Genomic DNA, 25,128 nt, shown 5'->3' with positions numbered 1-25,128 from the left:
ACCGGGGTACAAAGTGCCGTGCGATCGGCCACGGGAGGAGGGGATGGTGCCTCAACGTTTGTCGCTGGCGGGGCAGATGCTCCTCCTGCAGCTCGGCATCGTGCTGCTGGTGGTCCTCGCGGTCGCGGCCGTCTCGGTCGCGGAGGCCGACGTGGCGTTCCGGCGCAGCGAGGGTGACCGGCTCCGCTCGGTCGGCGAGAACGCGGCGATCAACCGGACGGTCCGGCTGGGGCTCAACAACCCGCTCGGTCACGACGCGCTGGAGACGGTGGCGGAGACGGCGCGGGCGGTCTCCGGCGCCTCCTACGTGGTGGTCACCGACGCTCGCGGCACGATCGTCACCGGCCCGGACGCCGGGCAGCTCACCCCGATGGGGTCGAGCACCGGGCTGACCGGGCGGTCCTGGGTCGGCGTGATCGACCACGGCAGCAAGGAACTGGTCGCCCACGTTCCGGTGCTGGACGAGGAGGACGGTCGGTTCATCGGCATGATCGTCGTCGGTCACCCCTATCCCACGCTGGTGGACCAGCTCGGCGCGGCGTTGACCAACCTGCTGACCTACCTGGTGGTCGGGGTCGCGCTCGGCGTCGTCGGCTCGCTGCTGCTCGCCCGCCGGGTCAAGTGGCAGACGCTCGGGCTCGAACCGCGCGAGATCAGTGGTCTGGTCGAGCATCGTGAGGCGATGCTGCACGGCATCAAGGAGGGGGTGATCGGCACCGACAGCGCGCACCGGGTGACGCTGGTCAACGACGAGGCGATCCGGCTGCTCGGCCTCGACGCCGATGCGGTCGGCCGGTCGCTGCTCGACCAGGGCCTCGAACGGCGGCTGTTGGATGTGCTGACCGGCGAGGTGACCGGGGTCGACCAGGTGGTGCTCAGTGACGACCGGGTGATCGTGCTGAACCGGCAGCCCGTGCTGTTGCGTGGCCGTCCGGTCGGTTCGGTGACCACGCTGCGCGACCGCACCGAGCTGACCGCCCTGCGCCGGGAGCTGGACGTGAGCCGGCACACCACCGACACGCTGCGCGCCCAGGCGCACGAGTTCGTCAACCGGCTGCACACCATCGCCGGCCTGGTCGAGCTGGGCGAGCACGACGAGGTGGTCCGCTACATCACGCGTACCAGCGAGCTGCACGAGAGCCTCAACCGGGAGGTGACCCGGCTGATCCGCGATCCGGCGCTGGCGGCGCTGCTGATCGCCAAGTCGAGCCTCGCGGCCGAGCAGGGCGTCACGCTGTCGATCACGGGGGACTCGGACCTGCCGGCGGTCGGGGAGCTGCCGGGCGGTGGTGACCGGCTCTCCGCGGACCTGGTGACGGTCGTCGGGAACCTCGTCGACAACGCCTTCGACGCGATCGGTCCGGGCGGCCGGGTGGAGGTTTCCGTGGTCGCCGACGCGACCGAGGTCGTGGTGACCGTGCGTGACTCCGGCGCCGGGGTGGCGGCGGCGCTGGCCGAGCGGGTGTTCGAGCAGGGCTACAGCACCAAGGACGGCGAGCAGGGCCACCACGGGCTCGGCCTCGCGATGATCCGGCTGATCTGCGTCCATCGTGGCGGCAGCGTCACGGTGGACGGTGCGACGTTCGTCGCCCGGCTTCCGTCCGTACTGGAGGCGATCGCATGATCCGGGTGTTCGTCGTCGACGACGATTTCATGGTGGCCCGGGTGCATCGCGGCTTCGTGGACCGGATCCCCGGCTTCTGCACCGTCGGCGTGGCCTACACCGGCGCCGACGCGCTGGCACAGATCGCGACCCTCCGCCCCGACCTGGTGCTGCTCGACATCTACCTGCCCGACATCACCGGCCTGGAGGTGATGCGCCAGCTGCGTGAGTCGGGCGACGGCCCGGACGTCCTGGTCGTTACCGCAGCCCGTGACGTGCCGACGGTACGCGCGGCGCTGCGTGGCGGTGTCGTCCACTACGTGCTGAAGCCGTTCGGCTTCGATGTGCTCCGGGACCGGCTGGAGCGCTACGCGGCGGCGTACGGGCGGCTCGCCGGTACCGACTCGGTCGGGCAGGACGACGTCGACGAGCTTTTCGTGGCGCTGCGCCCGGCCCAGTCGACGTTGCCAAAGGGCCTCACCACGGCGACCGCCGAGATGATCGCGGAGACGCTGCGGGACCACGCGGGTGACCTTTCGGCCGGTGAGTGCGGGGAGAAGACCGGCCTGTCCCGGGTGAGCGTCCGGCGGTACCTCGAGCACTTCGTCGGCACGGGGAAGGCGGAGGTCCGGCTGCGGTACGGCGCCGCCGGCCGCCCGCAGCGTCGCTACCGCTGGATCGCGTGACCAGAAGTTTCACAACGCACTCCGGTTACGCAACGGTGACGGCGGTCGCCGGTGTGGGCAGCATCACCGCTCAGCGTCATCCGACGCAGCATCCCCGAAACATGTGCTTCACGGCGCCGCAACGCGTCGTGCAAGGAGGACGTCATGACGTACCCGGTCACCCCCGCGGGCCCCCGACCGGTCGGCCACCGGTCCCGCCGGGCGTTCGTGGCCGTCGCCGTGGCCGCGCTGTTGACGACTGCGGCCTGCGCGAAGGACACGGCCGACGGCGCCGGCAACGCCGCCGCCTACCCGACGAGGACTCTGCAGTTGATGGCACCGGCGGCGCCGGGTGGCGGCTGGGACATCACCGCTCGGTCGATCCAGAAGGCGATCACGGACGGCAAGCTGGTGGACCAGTCCGTCGAGGTCTTCAACGTCCCCGGGGCCGCCGGCACGCTCGGCCTCGCTCAGCTCGCGTCGAAGAGCAACGGCGATCCGCACACGCTGATGGTGACCGGGCTGGTCATGGTCGGTGGCGTGGTGACCAACAAGTCGCCGGTCAGCCTCGCCCAGACCACGCCGATCGCGACCGTGACCGCCGAGCAGGAGGTCATCGTCGTCCCCGCGAACTCCAAGTACCAGACCCTCACCCAGCTCATGGACGACGCCAAGGCCAACCCCTCGTCGATCAACTGGGGTGGCGGTTCGGCGGGCGGCACCGACCAGATCCTCGTCGGCCTGCTCGCCAGGGCGGCGGGCGCCGACCCGAAGCAGATGAAGTACGTCGCCTACTCGGGCGGTGGCGAGTCGAAGGCCGCGCTGCTGGCCGGCGACCTGACCGCCGCGGTCTCCGGGCAGAGCGAGTTCCGGGACCTCGTCGCGAGCGGCACGGTGCGTGCGCTGGCGGTCTCCGGCAGCACCGGCATCGACCTCGGCACCGGCACCCCGACCAGGACCATCAAGGAGGAGGGGTACGACGTCGAACTGATGAACTGGCGCGGCCTGGTCGCCCCGCCCGGGATCGACGACGCGACCAAGCAGGCGATCATCGACCTGGTCGACCGGGTGCACGCCTCGGAGTCGTGGAAGTCCATCGTGGCCGAACAGGGCTGGGAGGACTTCTACAAGAGTGGCGACGAGGCGGCCGCGTTCTTCACCAGCGAGACCGAACGCATCACGGCGGTGCTGACCGAGATCGGACTGGGCTGACCATGGCCGTCACGTTCGACGAACCGGTGGGCCGGTCCCAGGAGGACCGGCCCGCCGGCCGCTTCCCCGCGCACGCCGTCGTCGCGGTCGGGCTGCTGACCGCCGGGATCGCGCTGTTCTGGATCGCGATCCAGGCGGCCGACGGCGACTTCGACCCGAAGGGGCCGTACCTGGCGCCGGTCATGGTGACCGGCGCGTGGGTGATGGTCTGCGCCGTCTACCTGGCGCAGTTCCGCCCCGGGCGAGCCTCGGCGGCCACCGCCGCCGAACCCGCCGCCGACGAGCCGGCGCCCGATGTTGAGGGGCCGGCCCCCGACCCTGACGAGCTGGAGACCGGCGAGCCCACTCCGGTGGGTCTGGTGGCACCCGTCCTGGTCGTCATCGGGCTGGTCGGCTTCGCGATCGCCCTGGAGTACGCCGGCTTCGTCCTCTCCGCCGTCGGGTTCTTCGTCTGGACGGCCCGCGTACTGGGTAGCCGGAACTGGATCCGCGACAGCGTCGTGGCTGTCGTCCTCTCGCTGGCCATCTACCTGGCGTTCACGAGGTTGCTCGACCTCTTCCTGCCCGGCGGTGTCCTGCCGCTATGAACGTCTTCGGTGACCTGCTCTCCGGCTTCGGCACGGTGCTGAGCCCGGAATACCTGCTCTACGCCGCGATCGGCGTCACGCTCGGCACGTTCGTCGGCGTGCTGCCCGGCATCGGGCCGGCGCTGACGATCGCGCTGCTGCTGCCGGTGACCTTCAGCCTCGACGAGCCGATCGGCGCGTTCATCATGTTCGCCGGCATCTACTACGGCGCCATGTACGGCGGGTCGACGACCTCGATCCTGCTGAACACACCGGGCGAGTCGGCCTCGGTGGCGACCGCCATCGAGGGCCACCAGATGGCGCGTCGGGGCCGGGCCAAGGCCGCGTTGGCGACGGCGGCCATCGGCTCGTTCGTCGCCGGCACCATCTCCACCCTGCTGCTGAGCGTGTTCGCGCAGCCGGTGGCGAAGCTCGCCACCACGTTCCGGGCGGCGGACTACTTCGCGCTGACCCTGCTCGCGATGGTGGCGGTGACCGCGCTGGTCGGCCGTTCGCTCGTCCGGGGGCTGATCTCGCTGGTCCTCGGGCTCTTCCTCGGGCTCGTCGGCATAGACGGTCTGACCGGCCAGGCCCGGTTCACCTTCGGCACGATGGAGTTGCTCGAAGGCATCGACGTCGTGGTGGTGATCGTCGGACTCTTCGCGATCGGCGAGACGCTACACGTGGCGAGCCGGCTGCGGCAGCTTCCCGAGCACGTCGCGCCACTCTCGCCCGGCGGATCGGCCGGCTTCGGCTGGATGACCCGGGACGACTGGCGCCGGTCGTGGCGGCCCTGGTTGCGGGGTACGGCGTTCGGGTTCCCGTTCGGCGCGCTGCCGTCCGGCGGTGCCGACGTGCCGACGTTCCTGTCCTACACCTACGAGAAGCACCGGTCGAAGAACAAGGAGCAGTTCGGCAAGGGTGCGATCGAGGGGGTCGCCGGGCCGGAGGCCGCGAACAACGCGGCGTTCTCGGGCGTACTGGTGCCGATGCTGACGCTCGGGATCCCGACGTCGGCGACGGCGGCGGTCATGCTCGCCGCGTTCCAGATCTTCAACCTCCAGCCCGGGCCGCAGCTCTTCGACCGGTCGCCCGAGCTGGTCTGGGCGCTGATCGCGTCGCTCTACGTCGGCAACGTGCTGCTGCTGGCGCTGAACCTGCCGCTGATCAAGGTCTGGGTCAAGGTGCTGCAGATTCCCCGACCGATGCTCTACGCCGGGATCCTGCTCTTCGCCACGCTCGGCGTGTACGCCGCGACGAGCAGCGTGAACCAGGTCTTCATCGCGTACGCCATCGGCCTGCTCGGGTGGGGGATGCGCCACTTCGACTTCCCGATCGCGCCGGTCATCCTCGGCGTGATCCTCGGGCCGATGATGGAGTTGCAGTTCCGGCGGGCGTTGCTGGTCGGCAACGGGGACCTGACGATCTTCGTGACCCGGCCGCTCACCCTCACCCTGCTGCTGCTCACCGTGTTGGCGCTGGTGGTGCCGTACTTGCCGCGGATCATCGCGCGGCTGCGTGGCCGGCGCGCCTCGCCGGACCGCCTGGTCTTCGCCGAAGACGACTGACCGGCCCGGCCCAGGTGCGGGCGTCCCCGATGCCGTTCCACCGGCTCGGGGGCGCCCCGAGCCCGGTCAGGCGACGCCGGTGGGGCGGAACTGGACGCTGACCCGGGGGCCGACCGGGCGGGCGGTCTTGGGTACGGCGTGCTCCCAGGTGCGCTGGCAGGAGCCGCCCATCACGACCAGGTCGCCGTGGCCGAGCGGGAAGCGCAGGCTGACGCCGCCGCCGCGCGGGCGCAGCAACAGCTGACGGGGCGAGCCGAAGGAGACGATGGCGACCATCGTGTCGGTGTGTGCGGAGCGGCCCTGGGTGTCGCCGTGCCAGGCCACGCTGTCGCGGCCGTCGCGGTAGAGGCACATGCCGGCGGTCACGAACGGCTCGCCCAGCTCGGCGGCGTAGTGCCGGGTCAGCGTCTTTCGCGCGGCCAGCAGCACCGCGTGCGGCAGCGGTCGGCCGGCGCCGTACCAGCAGAGCAGGCGGGGCACGTCGACCTCGGCGTCGTACATGGTGCGCCGCTCGGCCCGCCACGGCACCTCCCGCAGCAGCACGTCGAGCACCTGGTCGGAGCCGTGCACCCAGCCCGGCAGGTGGTCGACCCAGGCGCCCCGGCTCAGCGGGTGCCGGCGCAGCCCACCGGGCAGCGGCCCGAGCGCCGGGGCCGCGTCGGTGACCTCCAGCATCGACGGCTGGTACGCGGCCTGCGACATGCGGCCACCCTAGCAGGGGATTAGTACACCTGTGCTACCTGCTGGCGGTGGAGTGTGTCGAGGACCGCGTCGACGACCCGCCCGCGTCCACGCCCGTCGACCGCTTCCCGGGCCTGCGCGGACAACTCCGCCCGCCGTGGCCCGCTGGCCAGCAGCTCGGCCAGGGTGTGCGTGGCGGCGGCGCGGGCGACCTGCCCGGCCGACCCGCCGGCGGCCAGCGCCGGCAGCTCGCCGAGCCCGGCGGCCAGCCCGGCCGCGACCACCCGGTGGTACGACTCGCGCTGGTTGTCCACCACCCAGACCAGCGCCGACGGGGCACCCAGGCAGCACAACTCCCAGGTCGACGTGCCGGCCGCGCTGACCACCAGGTCCGCCGCGGCGATCAGGGCGGGCAGCGTGCCGGTGGGTGGCACCGGGCGCAGCGACTGCCCCGGTCCGGGCGTCAGCCGGGCGAGCCGGTCGGCCACCTCGGGCCGGCCGGCGACGACGGTGAGTTCCATCGGCCGGCCGGTCGACAGCAGCAGCTCGGTCAGCACCGGTGCCGCGCCGGCCGCGTCGGTGCCGCCGAAGAAGGCCAGCACCGACGGCCGGTCCAGCTCCGCCGCCGGGCGGGCGGTGGCCGGTCGGGCGGCCAGCACCGAGTCGCGCAGCAGGGCGTAGTCGCTGCCGGCCAGCAGCCGCCCCGCCGGCACCACCAGGTCGGTGCCGAAGTTCTGGTCGAGATAGAGGTCGGCGTCCTGGCCCCGGGTGTCGCCGTCGACGATGGCCAGGGTCACCACGCCGGCGGCGCGCAGCGCACCCGCCCCGGCGGGATCCAGCTCGTACGAGTCGAGCACCAGCACGTCCAGGTGGTGTCGGCGGGCCGCCTCGACCAGCCCGTCCGGGGTGTCCGGGCCGGGGTGCAGCGGGATGCCCCGGGCGGCGAGCTGCCCGGCCGCCCAGTCGACGCCGTCCACCGTGCCGAACACCTCGACCGTGGCGCCCCGGGCCAGGAACTCCTCGCCGAGCGCGAGACAGCGGACCAGATGCCCGACGCCGCGCTGCGGGCCGGCGTCGCAGCGCAGGCCGACGCGTACCGTGCTCAGCACTCCTCCAACTGCTTCTGCTCGACGCCGGCGTTGAGCGCGCGGAGCGTCGGCTGCCCGTCGAGCCAGTCGGCGAGCTTGGCCAGCGGCACGCTGACGTCACCGAAGTGGTCCGTTACCGCGCGGATCAGCTCCCAGTCCCGTTCGGTGTCCAGGGTGAGCCGCAACGGCGAGCGGTCCGGCGTGAGGGTCACGCCGAGCACCCGGAACAGCTCGGGATGGGCGTACGCGTACGAGGTGACGTGCACCCGGTGGTGGTCGGCGGCGAGGCGGTCCAGGGTGCGCAGCGCGTCGGCCCGGATGATCTCCACGTCCAACCCGCGGGGCAGGGTACGGGCGATCGACGTGCTGGCGTAGTCGAGGCCCGGCACCGCGCGGTACACCGAGGCGACCAACGTGACGATCTCCGGGTCCAGCAGCGGGCAGTCCGCGGTGAACCGCATGACGGCGTCGCCGGGGTGCGCGTCGAGGGCACCGACGAACCGGGTCAGCACGTCGTCGACCGGGCCCCGGTGCCAGGCCACCCCGAGCCGGTCGCACTCGGCCACCACCGGGTCGTCGACGGCGTCGGTGCTCGTCGCCACCACCAGGTCGGCCAGCACCCCGCTGTCCTGGGCGGCGCGGACCACCCGGCCGAGGACGCTGCGCCCGGCCAGCGGGCGCAGCACCTTGCCGGGCAGCCGGGACGAGCCCATCCGGGCCTGCACGATGCCGACAATCCGCTCGCTGCGCTCGCTCATGACGGCACCCCACGTCGCTTGTTCACTGCTGCTCCTGCTTATCCGGGCGGTCCTGCTGCTTCTGGGCGATGGCGGCCACGGCCCGGCGCTTGGCGGCTCGGGCGCCCCGCTTGGCCAGCCGGGCCGGAGTGATCGCCAGCCGGCCGACCTTGTAGCTGAGTGAGCCGCTGAGCAGGTTGACCGCCGCCTCGGACCGGCGCAGCGCGCGCTCGCGCGAGGTGAGCAGATCCTCGGTCCACTTGAGCAGTGCGGTGAGCCGGGTGTTCTCCTCCCGCTGGCGCAGCCACGCCTCGCGCAGCTGCTGGTAGCTGCCCGGTCCGGGCGGCGGGTCGGTCGGCGTGACCGCCCGCAACTCGGTGTCGAGGCCGACCCGCCCGTCGGCGTCCAGTCCGCGTACCGCGGCGCCGACTGCTGCTTCGGTCTCCACCGCGGCGTCCACGACGGCCCGGTCGAAGTCCCGCCCGGCCACCCCGCCGAGCACCACGGTCAGCCCGGCCACGTCCAGGGTGGAGGTCCACGGGTGGGCGTAGCCGCCGGTGAGCAGCTCGGCGGAGAAACGCCATAGGGTTCGGGCCAGCACCACGTCGACCGGCAATGGTGCGTTGGCCCGCCAGGTCGGGTCGAGCACCGCGAAGCGGTCGCCGGCGACGACCAGGTTGTCCGCGCCGGCCAGCGCCACCGCCCCGGTGAGCCGCCCGTCGCCCGCCTGGTCGGCGAGCCAGTCGGCGTAGCCGCGCAGCAGCCGGCGCAGCAGGGTCGTGTCGCGGCGCAGGCAACCGTCGAGCAGCAGGCTGCGCAGCAGGCGTCCGTCGGGCACCGGCCCGTCCGGTGCTGCCGGGTCGCGGAAGGCGGCCTCCCGGCTGGCGTACGGCGCGGCTGCCGCCTCGGTGCGGTCGCCCGGGTCGGGGCGGTGCCAGGACCAGCCCTGCGGCCCGTCGACCACCTCGACCACGGTGTTGCCCGGCCCGCCGGCCTGCACCAGCGCCACCGGCAGCCCGTCGCCGTCGACGGCGGCGGTGCCGTAGCGCTCGTCGGTCGTCAACGGGTCAACGGCCCGGTGGGCGACCACCAGCCAGGACGGGGCCAGCTCGGCGGCGCGGCCGGCGTGCAGCGCGTCCACGGCCAGCCGGGCCGGGTCGGCGAGCACGAACCGGCCGCCGAACCCGCTGGTGCAGGCGTCGTGCAGCACCGCGTCGAACAGCCCGGAGCTGGTCCGTCGGGCCAGCTGGTCGGTCGCCAGCAACGCGGTGGTCAGGTCGGGGCGGGGGTACGCGGCGTAGCTGGCCCCGGCCCGCATTCCGGCCGCGGCCAGCCGTACGCGCAGCTGGTCCAGGTTGGCCGGGCGGTGGGCGTCGAGCACCCCGCCGACCGTCCACTCGGCGTCGTCCCGGCCGGCGTACCAGCTGGCGGCGGCGACCAGCCGGTGCACGCCGAGCGGGTTGTCCAGCCGCAACAGCAACTGGCCGCCCGGTCGGACGGCCGCCACCAGGCGGGCCAGCGCCGCGTCCCAGCCCAGCCGGGCGCCCTCGACCGACTCGACGGCGTCCAGCCCGCCGCCGGCGATCACCACGTCGTACTCCTCGCCGGGCGGGAGGCCGTGCGGGCCGGCCACCAGCACCCGGTCGACCCGGCCGGCGACCGCCGCCGCGTCCGGGTAACCGCGCAACAGGCAGGTGATGCGGGCGTGGGTCAGCGCGTCGAGCAGGGCCGGGTCGTGCGGCCCGGCCAGCAGCACCCGGGCGCCGGCCGGCACCAGTCGCGCGGCGAGCGCCGCGAGCGGGTCGTTGCCGGCCTCGCCGCGCTGGTCGGACCAGCTCAGCATCTCGCCGCCGGGCAGCGCCACCGCGGGCGCCGTCTCCGTTGTCACGTCGTCTCCTCCTGCAGGTGCGCCCAGCCCAGCAACTCCCGCAGCGCGGCGGGCGGGTAGCGGTGGTCGGTGCCCAGCTCGGCGCGGGCGATCTCCACGGCGGTCGGTAGGTGCACCTGTTCGCCGTGCAGTTCGGGCCACTGTCGACGGATCCGGGCGGTGCCGCCGAAGGTCGGGTCCTCGTTGGCCAGCACCATCGGGTCGCCGTACACGGCCGGTTCGCAGCCGGCGGCGATGCCGTAGAAGATGGCGCTGGTCAGCCGGTTGGAGGCGACCCGGGCGTGCCGGCGCAGCTCGGCGAGCTGACGGTCCAGGAACTCCGGGTCGGTGTCCTTCCACCAGTGGCCGCGGTAGCCGTGGCAGATGACCCGGAAGCCGGCGTTCTCGTAGAGCCGGCGGACCCGGCGCATCCGGTGCTCGTGCCAGTAGAGGCAGACGGTGACCGGGCCGGGTTCGGTGTCCCGGATCCGGGCGATCAGCTCCTTGTGGTCGCCCTTGACGTGCTGGCCCTCCCAGCCGTGGAACGGGTACCAGATGGTGCCCGCCCGCTCGGGCTGCGGTTCGTCGGCCTGCATGGCCAGCAGGTAGACGAAGGGCGCCCCGATCACGGTGACGTTGCGCCGCCCGACCGACCAGGCCCGCCGCCGGGTCTGCTCGGACCACAGCAGGCTCGGTGTCCGTTCGGCGTACGGGTGCCCGGGGGCGAGACCGTCGCCGATGTTCCAGCCGTGCTGGACGTAGCCGTTGATCCGGGGCGGGTGCCCGTCACCCAGCCCCGCGTAACGGGCCAGCACATGGGCGTGGCCGTAGAAGTGGTTCGCGTGGTGCATCCACGTCCCCTCAGGCGGCGGGCCGGACCGGAACTCCGCGCAACGTCGCGGCCAGCGTGTCGATGACCCGGTCCTGGTCGGCGTCGCTCAGCCCCGGGTACAGCGGCAGCGACAGCTGCTGGGCGTAGAAGGCCTCCGCCACTGGGCAGCTGCCGCGGCGGTAGCCGAGGTCGGCGAAGGCGGGGTGCCAGTGTGCGGGGATGTAGTTTACCTGCACCCCGATGCCGGCGGCGCGCATCCGGTCGTACACCTCGCGGCGTCGGCCGTCGAGGACCCGGATCGGGTACAGATGCCAGGCCGGTGCGGCCCAGTCCCGCCGGCCCGGGGTCAGCACGCCGGGCAGGTCGGCCAGCGCCTCGTCGTAGCGGGCCACCAGCTCGGCCCGGCGGGCCAGGAAGTCACCGAGGCGGCGCAGCTGGCTGCGACCGAGCGCGCAGAGCACGTCGGGCAGGCGGTAGTTCAGCCCGAACTCGTGCACCTCCTGGTGCCAGCCGCCCTCGTCCGGCCAGCGCTGCTCGTCGCGTTCCCGGACCAGCCCGATGTTGCGGAACCGGCGGGCCCGCTTGAGCAGCTCCGGGTGGGTGGTGGCGACCGCGCCGCCCTCGGCGGTGGTCAGGTTCTTGGTGGGGAAGAACGAGAACGTGGTCAGGTCGGCCAGCGTGCCGACCGGCCGGCCCCGGTAGGTGGCCCCGATCGAGTGGGCGGCGTCGGCGAGCAGCAGCGCGTCGCTGTCGGCGAGCGCGGCGCGCAGCGCGTCGTAGTCGGCCGGGTGGCCGGCGTAGTCCACCGCGGCGACGACCTTCGTCCGCTCGGTGGTCGCCTCCGCCACCGCGGCCGGGTCGAGGGTGAAGGTCTCCTCCTCGACGTCGGCGAAGACGACCCGGGCGCCGAGCGCCACGGCGCTGCTGGCGGTGGCCACGAACGTCATCGGCGGCACGATCACCTCGTCGCCGGGGCCGATGCCGGCCGCCGCGTACGCCACGTGCAGCGCCGCGGTGCCGTTGGAGACGGTGGTCACCCCCGCCCCGCCGGCCCAGCCGGAGATGTCCGCCTCGAAGGCGGCGACCTCCGGGCCGGTGGTGAGCCAGTCGCTGCGCAGGGCGGCGACCACGGCGGCGACGTCGTCCTCGGTGACCGACTGCCGGCCCTGCGGGAGGAACGAGGTCATGCCGTGAGGCCGAGCATCTCGCGCAGCTGCGGCACGGTGAGCCACTCGTCGTTGCTGTCCGACTGGTACGCGAAGCCGTCGGCCACCGGCTCGCAGTCCACCGGTGGCTGGTAGCCCCAGGTGGCGATGGTCGGCTGCACGATGAAGCGGTCCTTGGCGATCAGCGTCCGGCGGCTGTCGTCCGGGGCGATCATCTCCTCGTGCAGCTTCTCGCCCGGACGGATGCCGATCTCGTGCGTGGTGGCGTCCGGGGCGACCGCCTCGACCAGGTCGAGGATGCGCATGCTGGGGATGCGCGGCACGAACAGCTCGCCGCCCTGCATCTGGTCGAACGAGTCGATGACGAACTGCACGGCCTGCTCCAGGGTGATCCAGAAGCGGGTCATCCGCTTGTCCGTGATCGGCAGGCTCTTGCCCTCGGCGGCGAGCCGGCGGAACAGCGGGACCACGGAGCCGCGGCTACCAACCACGTTGCCGTAACGCACCACCGCGAACCGGGTCGGGTGCTGCGCGGCGTAGTGGTTGGCCGACACGAACAGCTTGTCGCCGACCAGCTTGGTCGCGCCGTACAGGTTGATCGGGCTGGACGCCTTGTCGGTGGAGAGGGCGACGACCTTCCTCACCCCGGCCTCGATCGCCGCGTCCACCACGTGCTGGGAGCCGGTGATGTTGGTGGCGATGAACTCCGAGGGGTTGTACTCGGCCGTGTCGACCTGCTTGAGGGCCGCGGCGTGCACCACGTGGTCGACCCCGTGCATGGCCCGGGTCAGCCGGTGCCGGTCCCGGATGTCGCCGATGAACCAACGCAGCCGGGGGTCGTCGCCGAGCTGCTGGCGCAGCTCGTACTGCTTGAGTTCGTCACGCGAGAAGACCACCACGCGGGCCGGATCGACCTCGGCGAGGAGATGCCGCAGGAAGGTCCGGCCGAAGGAACCCGTTCCTCCGGTGACAAGGATGGACGATCCGCTCAGCTCGCTCAATGTGGTGCTCCCGTGTTCGTCGATGATCCGGCGGAGTCTCGGCCGGCCGGCCGGGTGGGAACGCTAGACGCGGCGGGTTAACACGCCCACGCCCTGCGGTTAACCGGATTCGCTCGGGCGGTGAATGGCGGGCACCCGATCGGCGAACACTCGCCGTCCCTCGGCGTGCCTGCGGACCGCTCCTGACCTGGTCAGTAGTGTCTCGCCCCGACCGGGCAGGGCGACTCGACGGCCGCCGACGGAATTCGTCCCGGTGCCCGTCTCGGGAGGGACGATGACCGTCGGAGTCCAGGTGGTCCGGGCCGGGGAACCGGCCGGGCCGGTGCCGCCGCGCCGGCGCATGGTGCTGCCCCTGCTGCTGGTGCTCGGCTGGCTGCTCGGCGTGGCCTGGCGGATCTGGCTGGCCCGGCACAGCAGCATGCCGATCGCGCACACCGACGAGGACAGCTACCTCAACACGGCCCGGGCGCTGGCCGGTGGTCCCGGCGGGTTCAGCAGCGAGAACGGGACACTGCGCCGGATCGGCTACCCGCTGCTGATCGCGCCGGCCTTCCTGCTCGACCGGGACTTCGTCGACACGTACCTGCTGGTGCGGGTGGTCAACGCGGCGCTCAACGCGGCCCTGCTGCCGCTGGCGTACCTGCTCGGCCGGCGGCTGCTGAACCTGCCCCGCTGGCCCGCCCTGGTCGCCGCCGCGGTGGCGGCGACGCTGCCCGCCGCGGTCTTCTACGCCGGCGTGGCGATGACCGACGCGGTACTCGCCCCGCTGCTGGTCGGCTGGCTGCTCGCCGTGCACCGGCTGGTCGAGCGGCCGGGGCCGCTCACCGCCGCCGTGGCCGGGACGCTCGCCGGCGCAGGCCACCTGCTGCACTCGCGTGGGGTGGTGATCGTGGCCGGCTACGCCGGGCTGGTGCTGCTGCTGGTCGGCCGCCGCCGGCTCGGCCCGGCCGGGTTGCTGGCCGCGACGTTGCCGGTGCTGGCCGCCGCCCTCGGCAACGAGGCCGGGGTGCGGCTGCTCGGCGACACGGTCCGACTGCTCGGCGACCCGCCCGGCGAGAGAACCCTGCGGGCGGTGGCCTCCGGGCCGGGTCTGCTGCGGGTGCTGGCGGCGGTCGGCACCCAGCTGTGGTACCTGGTGGTCATCACCTTCGGGCTGGCCGGGCTGGCCGGCAGCGCCGCCGTGGCCCGGCTGCGCCGCGCGGGCCGCGACGACCCGACCGGGTGGACGCTCGGGGTGGCGCTGGCGACCACCGTCGGGGTGGCCGTGGGTGCGGCGGTTGTCCTGGCCGGCATCACGGACAAGCCGGCGGACGCCATCTACGGCCGGTACGTGCAGATGCTCGCCCCGTTCTGGCTGGTGGTCGGCGTCGGCGTGCTGCTCGGCACGGCGTACCGGCCACTGCTGCGGCATGCCGCCGTCACGGTGACCGTGCTGGCCGCCGGCGGGGTGCTGGTCCACGCCCGGTTGGCGTACGCCGAGACGCGGGGTGAGGCACTGCGTTACGGCGGGTTCAGCGCGCCGGACCTGATGGCGTTGACGGGTGGGTGGCGGCAGATGCGGCCGTTGGCCGGGGCTGCGGTCGGTGTCGGCGCCGGCCTGCTGCTCGTGGTGGTGGCCCGGCACCGGCGGTCCCGGGCGGTGGCGCTCGCCGCCCTGGTCGTGGTCAACCTCGCCGCCATGCAGGTGATCGCGCAGCGGCTGGTGCGCCCGATGGCCGCCGCCGGCACGCCCGCGCCGAGCGTCGCCGACCTCGGGATCCAGCCGGGGGAGCGGGTCCGGGCCTCCACCGGCGTGCCGTACCTGATCCGGTTCAACCTCAGCCACCAGGTCACCTGGACCGAGGTGTCGTGGTTTGCCGACCGTCCACCGGCCGCGGCCGACGTGGTCTTCGCCCGATGGGCGCCGGGCGAGCCGGACGACTGGGACGGCACGCGGTACGGCTTTGTCCGGCTCGGCGGTGACCCGGCGCAGAAGTGGGCCGCCTGGCGGCGCGGTTGACGCAATTCACCGCGCCCCGGGAAACGGTGCACGCCGATTTTCCGAACGTCGGGTGAACAATCAGTGGACGGCCGGAAAAGCTACCGTCGGCGGCGATTGGCGCGATCCAGGGAAATGGGGATGACGGTGATTTCCCGGCCGTCATGGATCTCCTGGCGACCTTCGCCCTCGACGAAACGGAACCGACGGTTCATCTGGCGCACGACGGTGTTGTGGGCGAGTACCTCGCCCGCCAGCCGGTCCAGCGTCAACACGTCGAAGGCGTGATCCACGGCCTCCCGCATGACCTCCAGCCAGGCGGGCAGCGTCTCGCCCCGCTCGGCCAGCCCGTCGGCGTCCAGGTAGAAGCCCCAGGACCCGGTACGCGGACCATCCAGCCGCAGGTCGAAGAAGGTGACCACGCCGGCGGGCACCCCATCGCGCAGGTAGCTGAGCACCCGGCGGGTGGGGTCGGTGCGGACCGCCGACCACCAGCGCCGGTGCTCGTCGGCGCCGATGACGTGGCTGGTCTTGCTGACCTGCCGGTTGACTTCCTGATTACGCCAGGACAACATCAGGTTAACGTCGTCCTCGGTGGCGTCACGCAGCACGTACCGCTCGCTTTCCGGTTCGTTTCCGTGGTCACCGGGCACCCTAATCAACGATTCACCTGGCTGTACACTCCGGCCCATGAAGGAATTGAGTCGCGCGCAGATTCGCGACCTCATGGGCGAGGTCCTCAAGAACCAGGGCAAGGTGCTGCCCGACGACGACGCCGCGGATCTGCGGGAGGTCGGGTTCCGGTCGCTGGACTTCTCCGAGCTGGCGCTGCGGGTGGAGGACGAGACGGGGGAGGAGCTGAACTTCGACGCCCCCGGGCTGCGCCGGATCGCCACCGTCGGCGACGTGCTCGACTTCCTCGTCGAGCTCCAGCGGCAGTGAGCGTCGCGACCGCCCACCGGGCCGCCCCGCACCCGGCCGGCGCCGACAACCGCATCGTCGTCGACGGCACGGTGCTGACCTGGCGGGACCTGCCGGAGCTGACCCTGGCGGGCCCGGCCGCCGTGCTCGCCCACTCCGCCCGGGACGCGCTCGCCGCCGCCCGCCACCACGCCGTGCACGGCACCGAACTGCTGCTCAGCACGGCCAGCCGGGTCGACCCGGCGATGCGGGACGAGCTGCGCGACGCCGGCTTCACCGTGATCGACGCCGACGCCGACGCCGACGCCGACGCCGACGCCGACGTGGCGGCCGGAACTGGTGTCGCCGCCGGTGTCGAGGTCGCGGCCGACTCCGCCGATGCGGCGGCCCCGGCCCGGCCGCGCCCGGCCGACCCCGGCCGGCTCTGGCTGCTGACCTCCGGTTCCACCGGTCGCCCCAAGCGGGTCGGGCACACCCTGGAATCGCTGACCACCGTTCGCGGCCACCAGCCGAGCCGGACCTGGCTCTGCCCGTACGCCCCGGGCACGTACGCCTGGTGGCAGGTGGTGACGCTGTCGCTGACCCAGCCGGGGCAGCACCTGGTGGTGATCGAGCCGGACCAGCTCGACGACTGGCCCGCGCTGGCCGCCGCGCACGGCGTGGACGCCGCCTCCGGCACGCCGACCTTCTGGCGCCGGGCCCTGCACCACGATCCGGCCGCGCTGGCCCGGGTGCCGCTGCGCCAGCTCACCCTCGGCGGCGAACCGGTCGACCAGGCGATCCTGGACCGGCTGCGGGAGGTGTTCCCGGCGAGCCGGATCTCCTGGATCTACGCCTCCTCCGAGGTCGGCGCCGCCATCGTGGTGCACGACGGGCGGGCCGGGTTCCCGGTCGACTGGCTGGACCGGGCCGCGCCCGGCCGCCCCACCCTGGGCGTACGCGACGGGGAACTGGTGGTCACCTCGCCCTACCACGGTGCCGGGCTGGACGGCCCGGTCCGTACCGGCGACCGGGTGCAGATCGTCGACGACCGGGTGCTGATCACCGGTCGGCTGGACTCCGACGAGATCAACGTCGGTGGCAGCAAGGTCTCCGCCGGCCTGGTCCGTGACGTGCTCACCGGCCATCCGCAGGTGGCCTGGGCGCGGGTCACCGGCCGGCGCGCCCCGCTGCTCGGCCACATGGTGGTCGCCGAGGTGGTGCCCACCCCGGCCGATCCGTCCCCGGCGGCCGGCCCGCTGCCGGCGCTGGACGAGGCGGCGCTGGTGCGCTGGTGCGCCGACCGGCTGCCCGAGTACGCCGTGCCCCGCCGGATCCGCGTGCTGACCGAGATCCCCGTCAAGGAGACCCTGAAAAGCGATGTCTGACCCCGCCGCCCACACCCAGCTCGTCCCGCCGTCCTCCGTGGTGCTCGTCTCCGGCGGATCCCGCGGCCTGGGCCTCGCCATCGTCACCGACCTGCTCGAATCGGGCGTCAAGGTGGCTGCCTTCGCCCGTACGGTCACCCCGGAGCTGGCCAAGCTCGCCGACGCCCACCCGGACCGGTCGCACGTCGGTTCGGTCGACGTCACCGACCTCGCCGCCGCACAGGCGTTCGTCCGGGCCGCGGAGGAGCGGCTCGGGCCGATCGACGGTGTGGTCAACAACGCCGCCGTCGGGCAGGACTCGCTGCACGTGCACACCGCGACCGCCGACATCGCCCGGATCATCGAGACCAACCTGACCGCGCCGTTGCAGCTCACCCGGCTCACCGTGCGGCGGATGCTGGCTCAGGGGCTGCGCGGCCGGATCGTCAACATCACCTCGATCTGCGCGCAGCGCGGTTTCCCCGGCCTGGTCGCGTACTCCGCCACCAAGGGCGGAATGGACGCCGCCACCCGCTCGCTGGCCCGCGAGCTGGGTGGTCGGGTGCTGGTCAACGCCGTCGCACCCGGCTTCTTCGCCTCGGAGATGTCGGCGGTGCTCGGCCAGACCCAGCTCGACCAGATCGTGCGCCGTACCCCGACCGGTCACCTCACCGAGCCGGAGGAGGTGGTGCCGGTCGTGCGGATGCTGCTGCGCGAGCAGACCAACATCAACGGCCAGGTCATCGTGGTCGACGGTGCCGCCTCGATCTGAACCGACCGAACGCTGGTCCCGCGCCGACGGCGGCGCGGGACCAGCACCGGTTTCCGCCCTGCTCGCCGCCGCGCCGCGACACCTACGGGTGGCGCCGGCGGAGGCTTCGGTCGACGCGGTGACCCGCAGCCACCTGGGTGACGGGCGCTGCGTCGGCTGGTACGCCCCACCGGTGCCGGGCTGGCGGGTGGCGATCGACGCCGAGCGCGCCGACGGTCCGCTGCCTCCCGCGCTGGCCCGCCGGTTCGGCGCCACCGACTTCTGGGCCCGGTGGACCCGCGCCGAGTGTCTGTCCAAGTTGGCCGACGTGCCGGTGGCGATCTGGTGGCAGCGGCACGGCCTGGAGGTACCCCCCGGCACCCGCTGGCTGTGGCGCACCCTGACCCTGGCCGACATGGTCGTCACCGTCGCCTTCGCCGCCGGCCCCCACCGCCGCTGACGCCCGCCGGCGGCTGCCGGACACCTAGTGCCCTCTCGAACGGGTCGATCAAAGCGCAAGCACTTCAATCTCGCCGCTCGGAGGGCACCGGGTATCCAACTCCCCGCATCACGCCAGTCTCATCGGTAGGTTCAGGCTAGCGCCCGTCGTACTGTTGGAGACTGTCTCACTCGTGGGGGTGCGTCACCAGAAGATTCCGCAGTTGGAAGTGATCTTGCCATTAATTTCAGGTTCGCCGATGCATGCCCTGATGTGGACCTTTTTCATGTATGAGAAGTATTTCCTGCCGGTCTTGCCCGGATAGGTCAGTGCATAGATCGAGCCGTCCAGGTACACCTGGGTCGACACCCGCGAGTTGGCCCGCTTCACCTCGACGTATCCGTCGTAGTACCCGCCTCCGACTGCGCTGTAACTCTTGCAGACGTCAGCAGAGCCGGCAGTGAGCCACAGTGTGGTGCATTCGGTGGCGGCTTGAGCAGGGGTTGCCGGTATCAGCATCGCAACCGACGTGGCCGCCGTTACGGCGAGGATTCCGAGACGTCTTGACGCCTTCACAACTGCTCCCTTCTGTGCTGCGGTTTGGTTCTTGCCGCGCTGCGACCGGCAGGGCGGTGCCCAAACTCGACGAATCGACTTCGCGTTTCCCTTACGTCGTTATTTTGAAGCTCACCGTGCCTTGATGAACACCATATTCATAGAATGACAGCGATATCTTGGAATTGTTGGGGAAGTACCTGTTGACGTTGAAGTCAAACCATCCAATGTAGAAGGTGCAGCCGGAGTGTTTCGGGCTGCGCTGCTGATAGATCTGCGAGCCGCTGCTGTTGTACACGGTGATTAGGCCCTGGTAGTCGCAGACGTTGCCAGAGACAGGCCAGCCCGGCCTGGTGCGCGTGACCGTGGCGGTACTGATATGCAGTCCACTGCCAATGACCTCGCCGCACACCAGCCCTATGTCCCGCGCTGCGGTGCACCCACTCGCGGTGGCGGCAGCCGGACTGGCAGTGGTGACGAGGGTTGCGGCGGTGATTGCGGCCAGCGTGAACATGGTCGCCATGGCTCGGCCGAATCGGGTTCGAGGTATCCGACGCCGGCTGTGCAGGATGTTGACCCGCATTCCTGTGCTCCCTTCATTTGCTCTTTTGGCATAATGGCGCCACGACGGGAGGATGCCGTGATTTGAGTTGGTGATGAGGTCTGGCTATACCGCCCGATCCTGCCAAACCCTCCGCCGCGTCGCTGACCATCGTCTTGCGGGCGCTATACCCCAGTCAATTCAGCTGCGCGTTCGACATCGTTCGAAGTTGTTCGAGGCTTCGATGAAGACCTGTTCGAACTACCTGCATGCTGAAGGCCTACCTCGACTCGCGCGCCCTCGCGACCCGCTGGGGCCGCGTTTGAGCGGAGTTCTCACAGGTCGTAAGCGTCGCTTCGGAAGCGTTCGGCACCTGCCCTCGGAAAACGGCAGGCGCGCTACACCGGGCCGGACGGCCTGCCGCACAAGGGCGGCCGAAATTCCTCGACCCAAGCGCACAACAGTGATGGCTGGGACGGTAGAGCATCGATCTGGAGCGGCTAAACTTGGGGGGCGCAGAATACGGCCAAGATGGCAGACGGCTGGGCAGCCCGACATCCTCTGCGCCGGAACTTCACCCGCATGAGGTGTCGGCGTGCCGATGAGCGTGCATCGGGCTGCGGCGAGCGTTCGTGTTCGTGTTCGTGTTCGTGTTCGCTCAGCCCAACCTTGTCTGACACGGTTGGCCCGGCTCAATTTCGCGGTAGGTCGCCAGTTGACGCGGACACGCTCTTCCGCGCTCTCTTCCGGTCACCCTCGAACACCGCCCCGCGCGCCAGTCGTCAGACCAGGTCCCAGCTCAGCGGGGTGCCGCGGGCGACGTCGGTGGTGAAGTGGCGGCCCAGCACCCGGTCGATCTCCACCGGGGGCAGCCCGCCGGCCGGCCGGATCGATCGGACGTTCTGCGCGGTGACCTCGTCGCCGGCGCGCACGTCGGCCACCACGTAGAGCGAGCGCCGGAACCGTAGTCCCTCCTGCTCGGCCGGGGTCGGGCCGACGGCGGTGCCGCCGAGCGCCGCGTGCGCCCGCTCCGACTCGACCACCAGGGCCGCCAGCTCCGCCGGGTTGAGGGAGAAGTCGGAGTCCACGCCGCCGTCGGCGCGGTCCAGGGTGACGTGCTTCTCGATGAAGCAGGCCCCGAGCGCCACCGAGGCGACCGGTACGCCGATGCCGGGGGTGTGGTCGGAGAGGCCGACCGGCACGCCGAACGCGTCCGCCAGCACCGGAATGCGCCGCAGGTTGCTGTCGGCGGGCGGTGCCGGGTAGGAGGCGGTGCAGGCCAGCAGCACGATCCCGCCGGCACCGCCGTCGCGGGCGGTGCGGACCGCGGCGTCGATCTCGGCCAGCGTGGCCATCCCGGTGGAGATGACCATCGGCTTGCCGGTGGCGGCGACCAGCCGGATCAGCGGCAGGTCGACCAGCTCCGACGAGGCGATCTTGTACGCCGGCGCGTTTAGCTCCTCCAGCAGCTCCACCGCCGAGGGGTCGAAGGGGGAGGAGAAGACCGTCAACCCCTGCTCGCGGGCGCGCTCGAAGATCGGCCGGTGCCACTCGTACGGGGTGTGTGCCCGCTCGTAGAGCCGGTAGAGGTTCTGCCCACCCCACAGCTCGTGGCCCCCGGAGATGCGGAAGGCCGGCGTGTCGACGTCGATGGTGATGGTGTCCGGGCGGTACGTCTGGAGCTTCAGCGCGTGCGCGCCGCTGGCCGCCACCGCGTCCACGATGGCCAGTGCCCGATCCAGGTCACCGTTGTGGTTTCCGGACATCTCGGCCACCACGAAGGGGCGTTCCCCGGTGCCGACCAGGTGCGGCCCGATCTTCAGCGTCGTCATTCCGATCCGTTTCCCTGCGTCCGCACCAGCGTGCGGCTTTCCGAAGTGGGGTCCGGCGCCGTGTCGGCACCGTCCGTCGAGGTCGAGGTGGCCGCCGGGCTGCGCAGCCGGCCGGCCAGCCGGTGGGCCCGCCGCAGTGCGGCGTACGCCAGGTAGCTGTCCTGGCCGACCAACCGGTGCTTGAGCCCGGCCACTCCGCCCGGTCGCGGGTATCCGCCGCCCGGCAGGTACCGACGGTAGTGCCCGGCCACCCGGCGGAAGAAGGACCGCCGCAGGTGCGGGTGCAGCCGGTCGTCGTTGCCCACCACCACCAGGAAGTGGTTCACCATCAGGTCGAACAGCTCCGCGTGCCAGCGCCCGTCGGGGTGCCGTTGGCGCAGCCAGGCGAACAGCCGGTCGTACTGCTCGAAGGCGTCGAAGTGGCGGCCGCTGCGGGTCGAGGTGATGGCACCCTGGCGGCCCTGGCGGTACAGGTAGCAGACCTCGTCCAGCACCGAGATCCGCTCGGCGCCGATCAGCAGCGGGTGGCTGAACGGGATGTCCTCGTACCAGCCGGGGTGGAAGCGTAGGCCCAGCTCGGCCATGAACTCGCGGCGTACCACCTTGTTCCAGGCGGTGTGCTGCACCCGCAGCAGCTGCGGTCGGTCGGCGAGCCGCACCACCCCGGGTGTGCCGCGCAGCAGCCGGCTGCTGACGTCCACCTCTCGGCGCCCGCACTCGTGCACCCGCAGGTGGTCGATCATCATCACGTCGGGCCGGTCGGTGCGCAGCCGGTCGAGCACCGCCGGGATCGTCCCTGGCGGCAGCCAGTCGTCGCTGTCGACGAACCACACGTACCGGCCGGTGGCCGCGTCCAGGCCGGCGTTGCGGGCCAACCCGAGGCCGACGTTCTTGCTCAGGTGCAGGACCCGTACGCCCGGGTGGTCGGCGGCGTACTCGCGCAGCAGTTGCCCGCAGCCGTCCGGCGAGGCGTCGTCCACGGCGACCACCTCCACCGCCGCCGCCTCGCCCGCCGGGATGTCGGCGTGGATCGAGTCCAGGCACTGCGGCAGGTACGCCTCGACGCCGTACACCGGCACGACGATGCTGAGCAGCGGCGTGCGCGTCGGCTGATTGACCACCCGGAAACCTTTGACCGGCCGGGTGGACGGGCTCGGAACCTGACGTGGCCGGTGGTGGTGGAGTGTTTGAACAGCAGGGCACCTCTGGGTTAACGGAACCGCCAGGTGTGTCCTGCCCGATTCGAGGGGGAGTGCCCGAACCGGTAGGGTGCCCGGATGGCCAGCGCTACCGTCGTCGATCGACCGGCACCTGCTACCGGAGGCGGCGACGCGAGCCGGCTGCCGTCGCTGACCGGGCTGCGCTGGGTCGCCGCGCTGCTGGTCTTCGGGTTCCACGCCGGCACCATGCGGATCATCGCCGAGCCGGGCCATCAGGCGGTGGTCAGCGAGATCTTCACCCTGGGCCTGTCCGGGGTGCAGTTCTTCTTCATCCTCAGCGGCTTCGTGCTGGTCTGGTCGGCCCGGCCGGGTGACTCCCGGCGGCGGTTCTGGCGGCGCCGGTTCGCCAAGATCTACCCGAACCACCTGGTGTTGTGGGCACTGGCCATGCTGGCGGCGTTCTGGTTCGCCGACCCGATCAACCCGGTGGCCGCGTTGGAGAATCTGTTCCTGCTCCAGGCCTGGGATCCCCGGCCCGGGTACTTCTACAGCGTCAACAACGTGAGCTGGTCGCTCTCCTGCGAGCTGTTCTTCTACCTCTGCCTGCCCCTGGCGCTGCCGCTGGTGCGGCGGGCCAGGCCGTGGATGCTGTGGGCCGTGGTGGTCGCGGTGCCGCTGCTGATCCTGGCGCTCTGGCCGGGCCAGGCGCTGGTGCCGGAGCAGAGCCGCTGGTGGTTCGCCCAGGTGTTCCCGCTGGTCCGGTCGCTGGAGTTCTGGATGGGCGTGGCCGCCGCCGAACTCATGCTGCGCGGCCGGTGGCGAGGTCCGCGGCTGCCGGTGGCCACCCTGATCTTCGTGGGGACCTGGGTGGTGGCCTCCCAGTGGATCCGGGCCGAGCTCTGGGCGGCGTTGCTCTCGGCGGCGTACGTCCTGGTCATCGCCGCGGCGGCGGACGCCGACGTGCACGGGCGTCGCTCGCCGCTGCGGTCCCGCCCGATGGTCTGGCTCGGTGAGGTCTCGTTCGCCTTCTACCTGGTGCACGTATTCGTGATCATGACGATCCTGCGGATCACCGGCGACTGGGGAACGGGCCTGCCCGGCTGGTGGGGCGCCACCGCGGTGATCGGCTTCCTGCTGCTCACCCTGGCGCTGGCCGCGCTGCTGCACCGGTACGTGGAACAGCCGATGATGCGCCGGCTGGCACCGCGCCGAGCGGCATCGGGCGGGCCGCCGCAGGCCACGCCGCCGGACGGCTCACCCCCGGCCGTGCCGGCGAGCGCGGTGCCCCGGCCGAGGGCCCCGCAGCATGACACGAGCCCGGCGACGTACGCCGAGAACGGATCGGGCGTCCATCCCGGACGGTGAGGCGGGTCGCCGGTGACCTGCGGGACGAGCCGCGCCGACCGGCGGTGAGTCCTGGTGCGACACGCCCGGTGACGGTGCGGGCCGGTGGTCGTGGCGGTAGCGTGGCGTGGTGCCTCCCGTCGCGTCCGCCCGTCCCCTGTGGTGGCTGGCGCGCTGGGTCAACCGACTGCTGACCGGTTTCGCGGTCGCCGCCGCGTTCACGATCGGGGCCTGGGCGATGCCCGCCCACGCCGCGCCCGCCGGGCCGGTCCCCACGGCGGATGCGCTCGCCGGGCAGCTCAACGCAACTGTTGCGCCCGCCGCGCAGCTCACCCCGGCCGGGCAGTTCGCCGCGGGGGCTCCCGCCCACCCGTCGGCGGGCCCGGTGGTGCCGCCAGCGTCCAGCGGGTGGAAGTTGGCCGCGGCGAGCGGGTCGGTCGACGCCGCGGCACCGAGCGGGGTCGACCTCGGGGACCGCGCCGACCTGGGCGGCGGGCCCGGAACGCTGCCGGGGGTGCCGGCCCAGCCGCACCTGCCCGCCGCCGGGACCGGTGCCGCTGCGGTCGTGCCCGCTCCCGTCGCGGCCGTTCCGGGTGCCAGCACCGCTCGCGCTCCGCCCCGCGCCTGAGTCCGTTCGCCGGTCGATCGCGGCGGTGTTGCCGGAGAACCTGGATCCACCGCCCGGTGCCCGGCGGTACCGGACGACCGCCGCACCGTCGTCCCGGTCCGCCACCGTCGCGCCGCCCACGCCGGCAGGACGCCGGCACCGGGCTGCTGCGACCGGGCCCGGTCACGGGCGCCGTCTCCCTCGGATGCACCTCCCACCGCCCGACCCGTGGTACCGCCATCAGGTGACCCGGCGTCGGCGCGGCCACCGTCACCGCACCACCTGCCATGAGGAACCGCCATGGAGAGCGTTGTCTACCAGTTCCTGATCGAGGTACCCCGGGCCGCCGCCATCTGGTCGGTGCTGCTCGTGCTCGCGCTGGGCGTACTCACCGCCCTGGTCGCCCGGCCCGAGCCGGCCCGGCCGGCCGACGATGAACCCGCCGGCCCGGTCGAGGATCCCGCCGTGACCGCCGCGGCCGACCTGCACCGCTACGCCGGTGAGGTGGCGGTGGCGGCGACCGGCGCCGCGCAGAACGCCCGTCGGCGACGCGACGCGTGGCAGGCCGCCCAGGCGGAACTCGACCGTGCCTGGGCCGGGTACGACGAGGCGGAGTCCGCGACCCGGCGGCTCACGCGCGCCGCCGCGCTGCCCGCCCCCCGTACGCC

24 protein-coding genes and 1 pseudogene are annotated in these 25,128 nt (G+C 72.4%); 13 read left to right on the top strand and 12 right to left on the bottom strand.

Annotation, left to right across the window (positions count from 1 at the left end; genetic code table 11):
• Positions 1–43 precede the first annotated feature (43 nt).
• From C1I95_RS03440 to C1I95_RS03420, 5 genes are all read left to right on the top strand, one after another.
• Entirely contained in the window at positions 44–1,624 is a 1,581-nt protein-coding gene (locus C1I95_RS03440; RefSeq protein WP_199523590.1) for a sensor histidine kinase, read from the top strand.
• Positions 1,621–2,289 carry a response regulator gene (locus C1I95_RS03435; protein ID WP_111212283.1) on the top strand — a complete coding sequence of 223 codons (669 nt, stop codon included), beginning with the start codon at positions 1,621–1,623 and terminating at the stop codon, positions 2,287–2,289. The genes C1I95_RS03440 and C1I95_RS03435 overlap by 4 nt, the downstream gene beginning before the upstream one ends.
• 144 nt (positions 2,290–2,433) lie before the next feature.
• Complete coding sequence (locus tag C1I95_RS03430; RefSeq protein ID WP_111212282.1) at positions 2,434–3,480, top strand: Bug family tripartite tricarboxylate transporter substrate binding protein; 1,047 nt, start codon at positions 2,434–2,436, stop codon at positions 3,478–3,480.
• A 2-nt stretch (positions 3,481–3,482) separates the two neighbouring features.
• Positions 3,483–4,067 carry a tripartite tricarboxylate transporter TctB family protein gene (locus C1I95_RS03425; protein ID WP_111212281.1) on the top strand — a complete coding sequence of 195 codons (585 nt, stop codon included), beginning with the start codon at positions 3,483–3,485 and terminating at the stop codon, positions 4,065–4,067.
• A complete protein-coding gene (locus tag C1I95_RS03420) occupies positions 4,064–5,614 on the top strand; it encodes a tripartite tricarboxylate transporter permease (RefSeq protein ID WP_111212280.1) in 1,551 nt (516 codons plus the stop codon). Before C1I95_RS03425 ends, C1I95_RS03420 begins: the two co-directional genes overlap by 4 nt.
• 66 nt (positions 5,615–5,680) lie before the next feature.
• Here C1I95_RS03420 and C1I95_RS03415 read toward each other — a convergent pair whose 3' ends face one another.
• Genes C1I95_RS03415 through pseB form a run of 7 tightly spaced genes read right to left on the bottom strand, consistent with a single transcriptional unit; the run spans position 5,681 to position 12,986 of the window.
• A complete protein-coding gene (locus C1I95_RS03415) occupies positions 5,681–6,316 on the bottom strand; it encodes an alpha-ketoglutarate-dependent dioxygenase AlkB (protein WP_111212279.1) in 636 nt (211 codons plus the stop codon).
• 20 nt (positions 6,317–6,336) lie between these two features.
• The gene (locus tag C1I95_RS03410; protein WP_111212297.1) at positions 6,337–7,401 is read right to left on the bottom strand and encodes a PseG/SpsG family protein; all 1,065 of its coding nucleotides are present in this window, start codon (positions 7,399–7,401) and stop codon (positions 6,337–6,339) included.
• Positions 7,398–8,141 carry a cytidylyltransferase domain-containing protein gene (locus C1I95_RS03405; protein WP_111212278.1) on the bottom strand — a complete coding sequence of 248 codons (744 nt, stop codon included), beginning with the start codon at positions 8,139–8,141 and terminating at the stop codon, positions 7,398–7,400. The genes C1I95_RS03410 and C1I95_RS03405 overlap by 4 nt, the downstream gene beginning before the upstream one ends.
• A gap of 22 nt (positions 8,142–8,163) precedes the next feature.
• Positions 8,164–10,008, bottom strand: a complete 1,845-nt coding sequence (locus tag C1I95_RS03400; RefSeq protein WP_111212277.1) for a class I SAM-dependent methyltransferase — start codon at positions 10,006–10,008, stop codon at positions 8,164–8,166.
• The gene (locus C1I95_RS03395) at positions 10,005–10,838 is read right to left on the bottom strand and encodes a hypothetical protein (RefSeq protein ID WP_111212276.1); all 834 of its coding nucleotides are present in this window, start codon (positions 10,836–10,838) and stop codon (positions 10,005–10,007) included. The genes C1I95_RS03400 and C1I95_RS03395 overlap by 4 nt, the downstream gene beginning before the upstream one ends.
• Before the next feature lie 10 nt (positions 10,839–10,848).
• Entirely contained in the window at positions 10,849–12,006 is a 1,158-nt protein-coding gene (locus tag C1I95_RS03390; protein ID WP_111212275.1) for a DegT/DnrJ/EryC1/StrS family aminotransferase, read from the bottom strand.
• Entirely contained in the window at positions 12,003–12,986 is a 984-nt protein-coding gene (gene pseB, locus C1I95_RS03385; RefSeq protein ID WP_111212274.1) for a UDP-N-acetylglucosamine 4,6-dehydratase (inverting), read from the bottom strand. Before pseB ends, C1I95_RS03390 begins: the two co-directional genes overlap by 4 nt.
• A gap of 274 nt (positions 12,987–13,260) precedes the next feature.
• On the opposite strand from pseB, the gene C1I95_RS03380 reads away from it, so the two are divergent.
• Positions 13,261–14,985, top strand: coding sequence for a glycosyltransferase family protein (locus tag C1I95_RS03380; RefSeq protein WP_158566272.1), 1,725 nt, complete (start codon positions 13,261–13,263; stop codon positions 14,983–14,985).
• A gap of 80 nt (positions 14,986–15,065) precedes the next feature.
• On the opposite strand, the gene C1I95_RS03375 is transcribed toward C1I95_RS03380, so the two are convergent.
• Complete coding sequence (locus tag C1I95_RS03375) at positions 15,066–15,617, bottom strand: GNAT family N-acetyltransferase (protein ID WP_233513348.1); 552 nt, start codon at positions 15,615–15,617, stop codon at positions 15,066–15,068.
• 37 nt (positions 15,618–15,654) lie between these two features.
• Here C1I95_RS03375 and C1I95_RS03370 point away from each other — a divergent pair, with 37 nt between their 5' ends.
• The 4 genes from C1I95_RS03370 to C1I95_RS03355 are packed head-to-tail and all read left to right on the top strand — an operon-like array spanning position 15,655 to position 18,442.
• Positions 15,655–15,906, top strand: a complete 252-nt coding sequence (locus C1I95_RS03370) for an acyl carrier protein (protein WP_111212272.1) — start codon at positions 15,655–15,657, stop codon at positions 15,904–15,906.
• Complete coding sequence (locus C1I95_RS03365; protein WP_111212271.1) at positions 15,903–17,252, top strand: AMP-binding protein; 1,350 nt, start codon at positions 15,903–15,905, stop codon at positions 17,250–17,252. Before C1I95_RS03370 ends, C1I95_RS03365 begins: the two co-directional genes overlap by 4 nt.
• A complete protein-coding gene (locus tag C1I95_RS03360) occupies positions 17,245–18,003 on the top strand; it encodes an SDR family NAD(P)-dependent oxidoreductase (protein WP_111212270.1) in 759 nt (252 codons plus the stop codon). Before C1I95_RS03365 ends, C1I95_RS03360 begins: the two co-directional genes overlap by 8 nt.
• Positions 17,987–18,442, top strand: a complete 456-nt coding sequence (locus C1I95_RS03355) for a hypothetical protein (protein ID WP_233513343.1) — start codon at positions 17,987–17,989, stop codon at positions 18,440–18,442. The genes C1I95_RS03360 and C1I95_RS03355 overlap by 17 nt, the downstream gene beginning before the upstream one ends.
• A 183-nt stretch (positions 18,443–18,625) precedes the next feature.
• Here the strand turns inward: C1I95_RS03355 and C1I95_RS34720 are convergent, their stop codons facing one another.
• The 4 genes from C1I95_RS34720 to C1I95_RS03340 all read right to left on the bottom strand — a co-directional run bounded on the left by C1I95_RS34720 (position 18,626) and on the right by C1I95_RS03340 (position 22,470).
• Positions 18,626–18,997, bottom strand: coding sequence for a hypothetical protein (locus C1I95_RS34720; RefSeq protein WP_146605625.1), 372 nt, complete (start codon positions 18,995–18,997; stop codon positions 18,626–18,628).
• Between the two features lie 91 nt (positions 18,998–19,088).
• Entirely contained in the window at positions 19,089–19,559 is a 471-nt protein-coding gene (locus tag C1I95_RS03350; protein WP_146605624.1) for a hypothetical protein, read from the bottom strand.
• 740 nt (positions 19,560–20,299) lie between these two features.
• Entirely contained in the window at positions 20,300–21,349 is a 1,050-nt protein-coding gene (gene pseI / locus C1I95_RS03345) for a pseudaminic acid synthase (protein WP_111212268.1), read from the bottom strand.
• Positions 21,346–22,470: a glycosyltransferase gene (locus C1I95_RS03340; RefSeq protein WP_111212267.1), complete on the bottom strand. Its 1,125-nt coding sequence runs from the start codon at positions 22,468–22,470 to the stop codon at positions 21,346–21,348. Before C1I95_RS03340 ends, pseI begins: the two co-directional genes overlap by 4 nt.
• Before the next feature lie 156 nt (positions 22,471–22,626).
• On the opposite strand from C1I95_RS03340, the gene C1I95_RS03335 reads away from it, so the two are divergent.
• The 3 genes and pseudogenes from C1I95_RS03335 to C1I95_RS03325 all read left to right on the top strand — a co-directional run.
• On the top strand, positions 22,627–23,874 hold the full coding sequence (locus C1I95_RS03335; RefSeq protein ID WP_233513342.1) for an acyltransferase family protein: 1,248 nt from the start codon (positions 22,627–22,629) through the stop codon (positions 23,872–23,874).
• A 109-nt stretch (positions 23,875–23,983) separates the two neighbouring features.
• Positions 23,984–24,481 (top strand): hypothetical protein, encoded by a 498-nt coding sequence (locus tag C1I95_RS03330; protein WP_146605623.1) that lies wholly within the window; start codon positions 23,984–23,986, stop codon positions 24,479–24,481.
• Positions 24,482–24,760: 279 nt separating this feature from the next.
• Positions 24,761–25,128, top strand: a pseudogene (locus C1I95_RS03325) (hypothetical protein); the annotation flags it as partial.

This window comes from Micromonospora craterilacus (assembly GCF_003236315.1).
GTDB classification, from domain to species: domain Bacteria; phylum Actinomycetota; class Actinomycetes; order Mycobacteriales; family Micromonosporaceae; genus Micromonospora; species Micromonospora craterilacus.
Note: the sequence above shows the minus strand (reverse complement) of the source record. Positions and strands in the feature narration are given on the sequence as shown.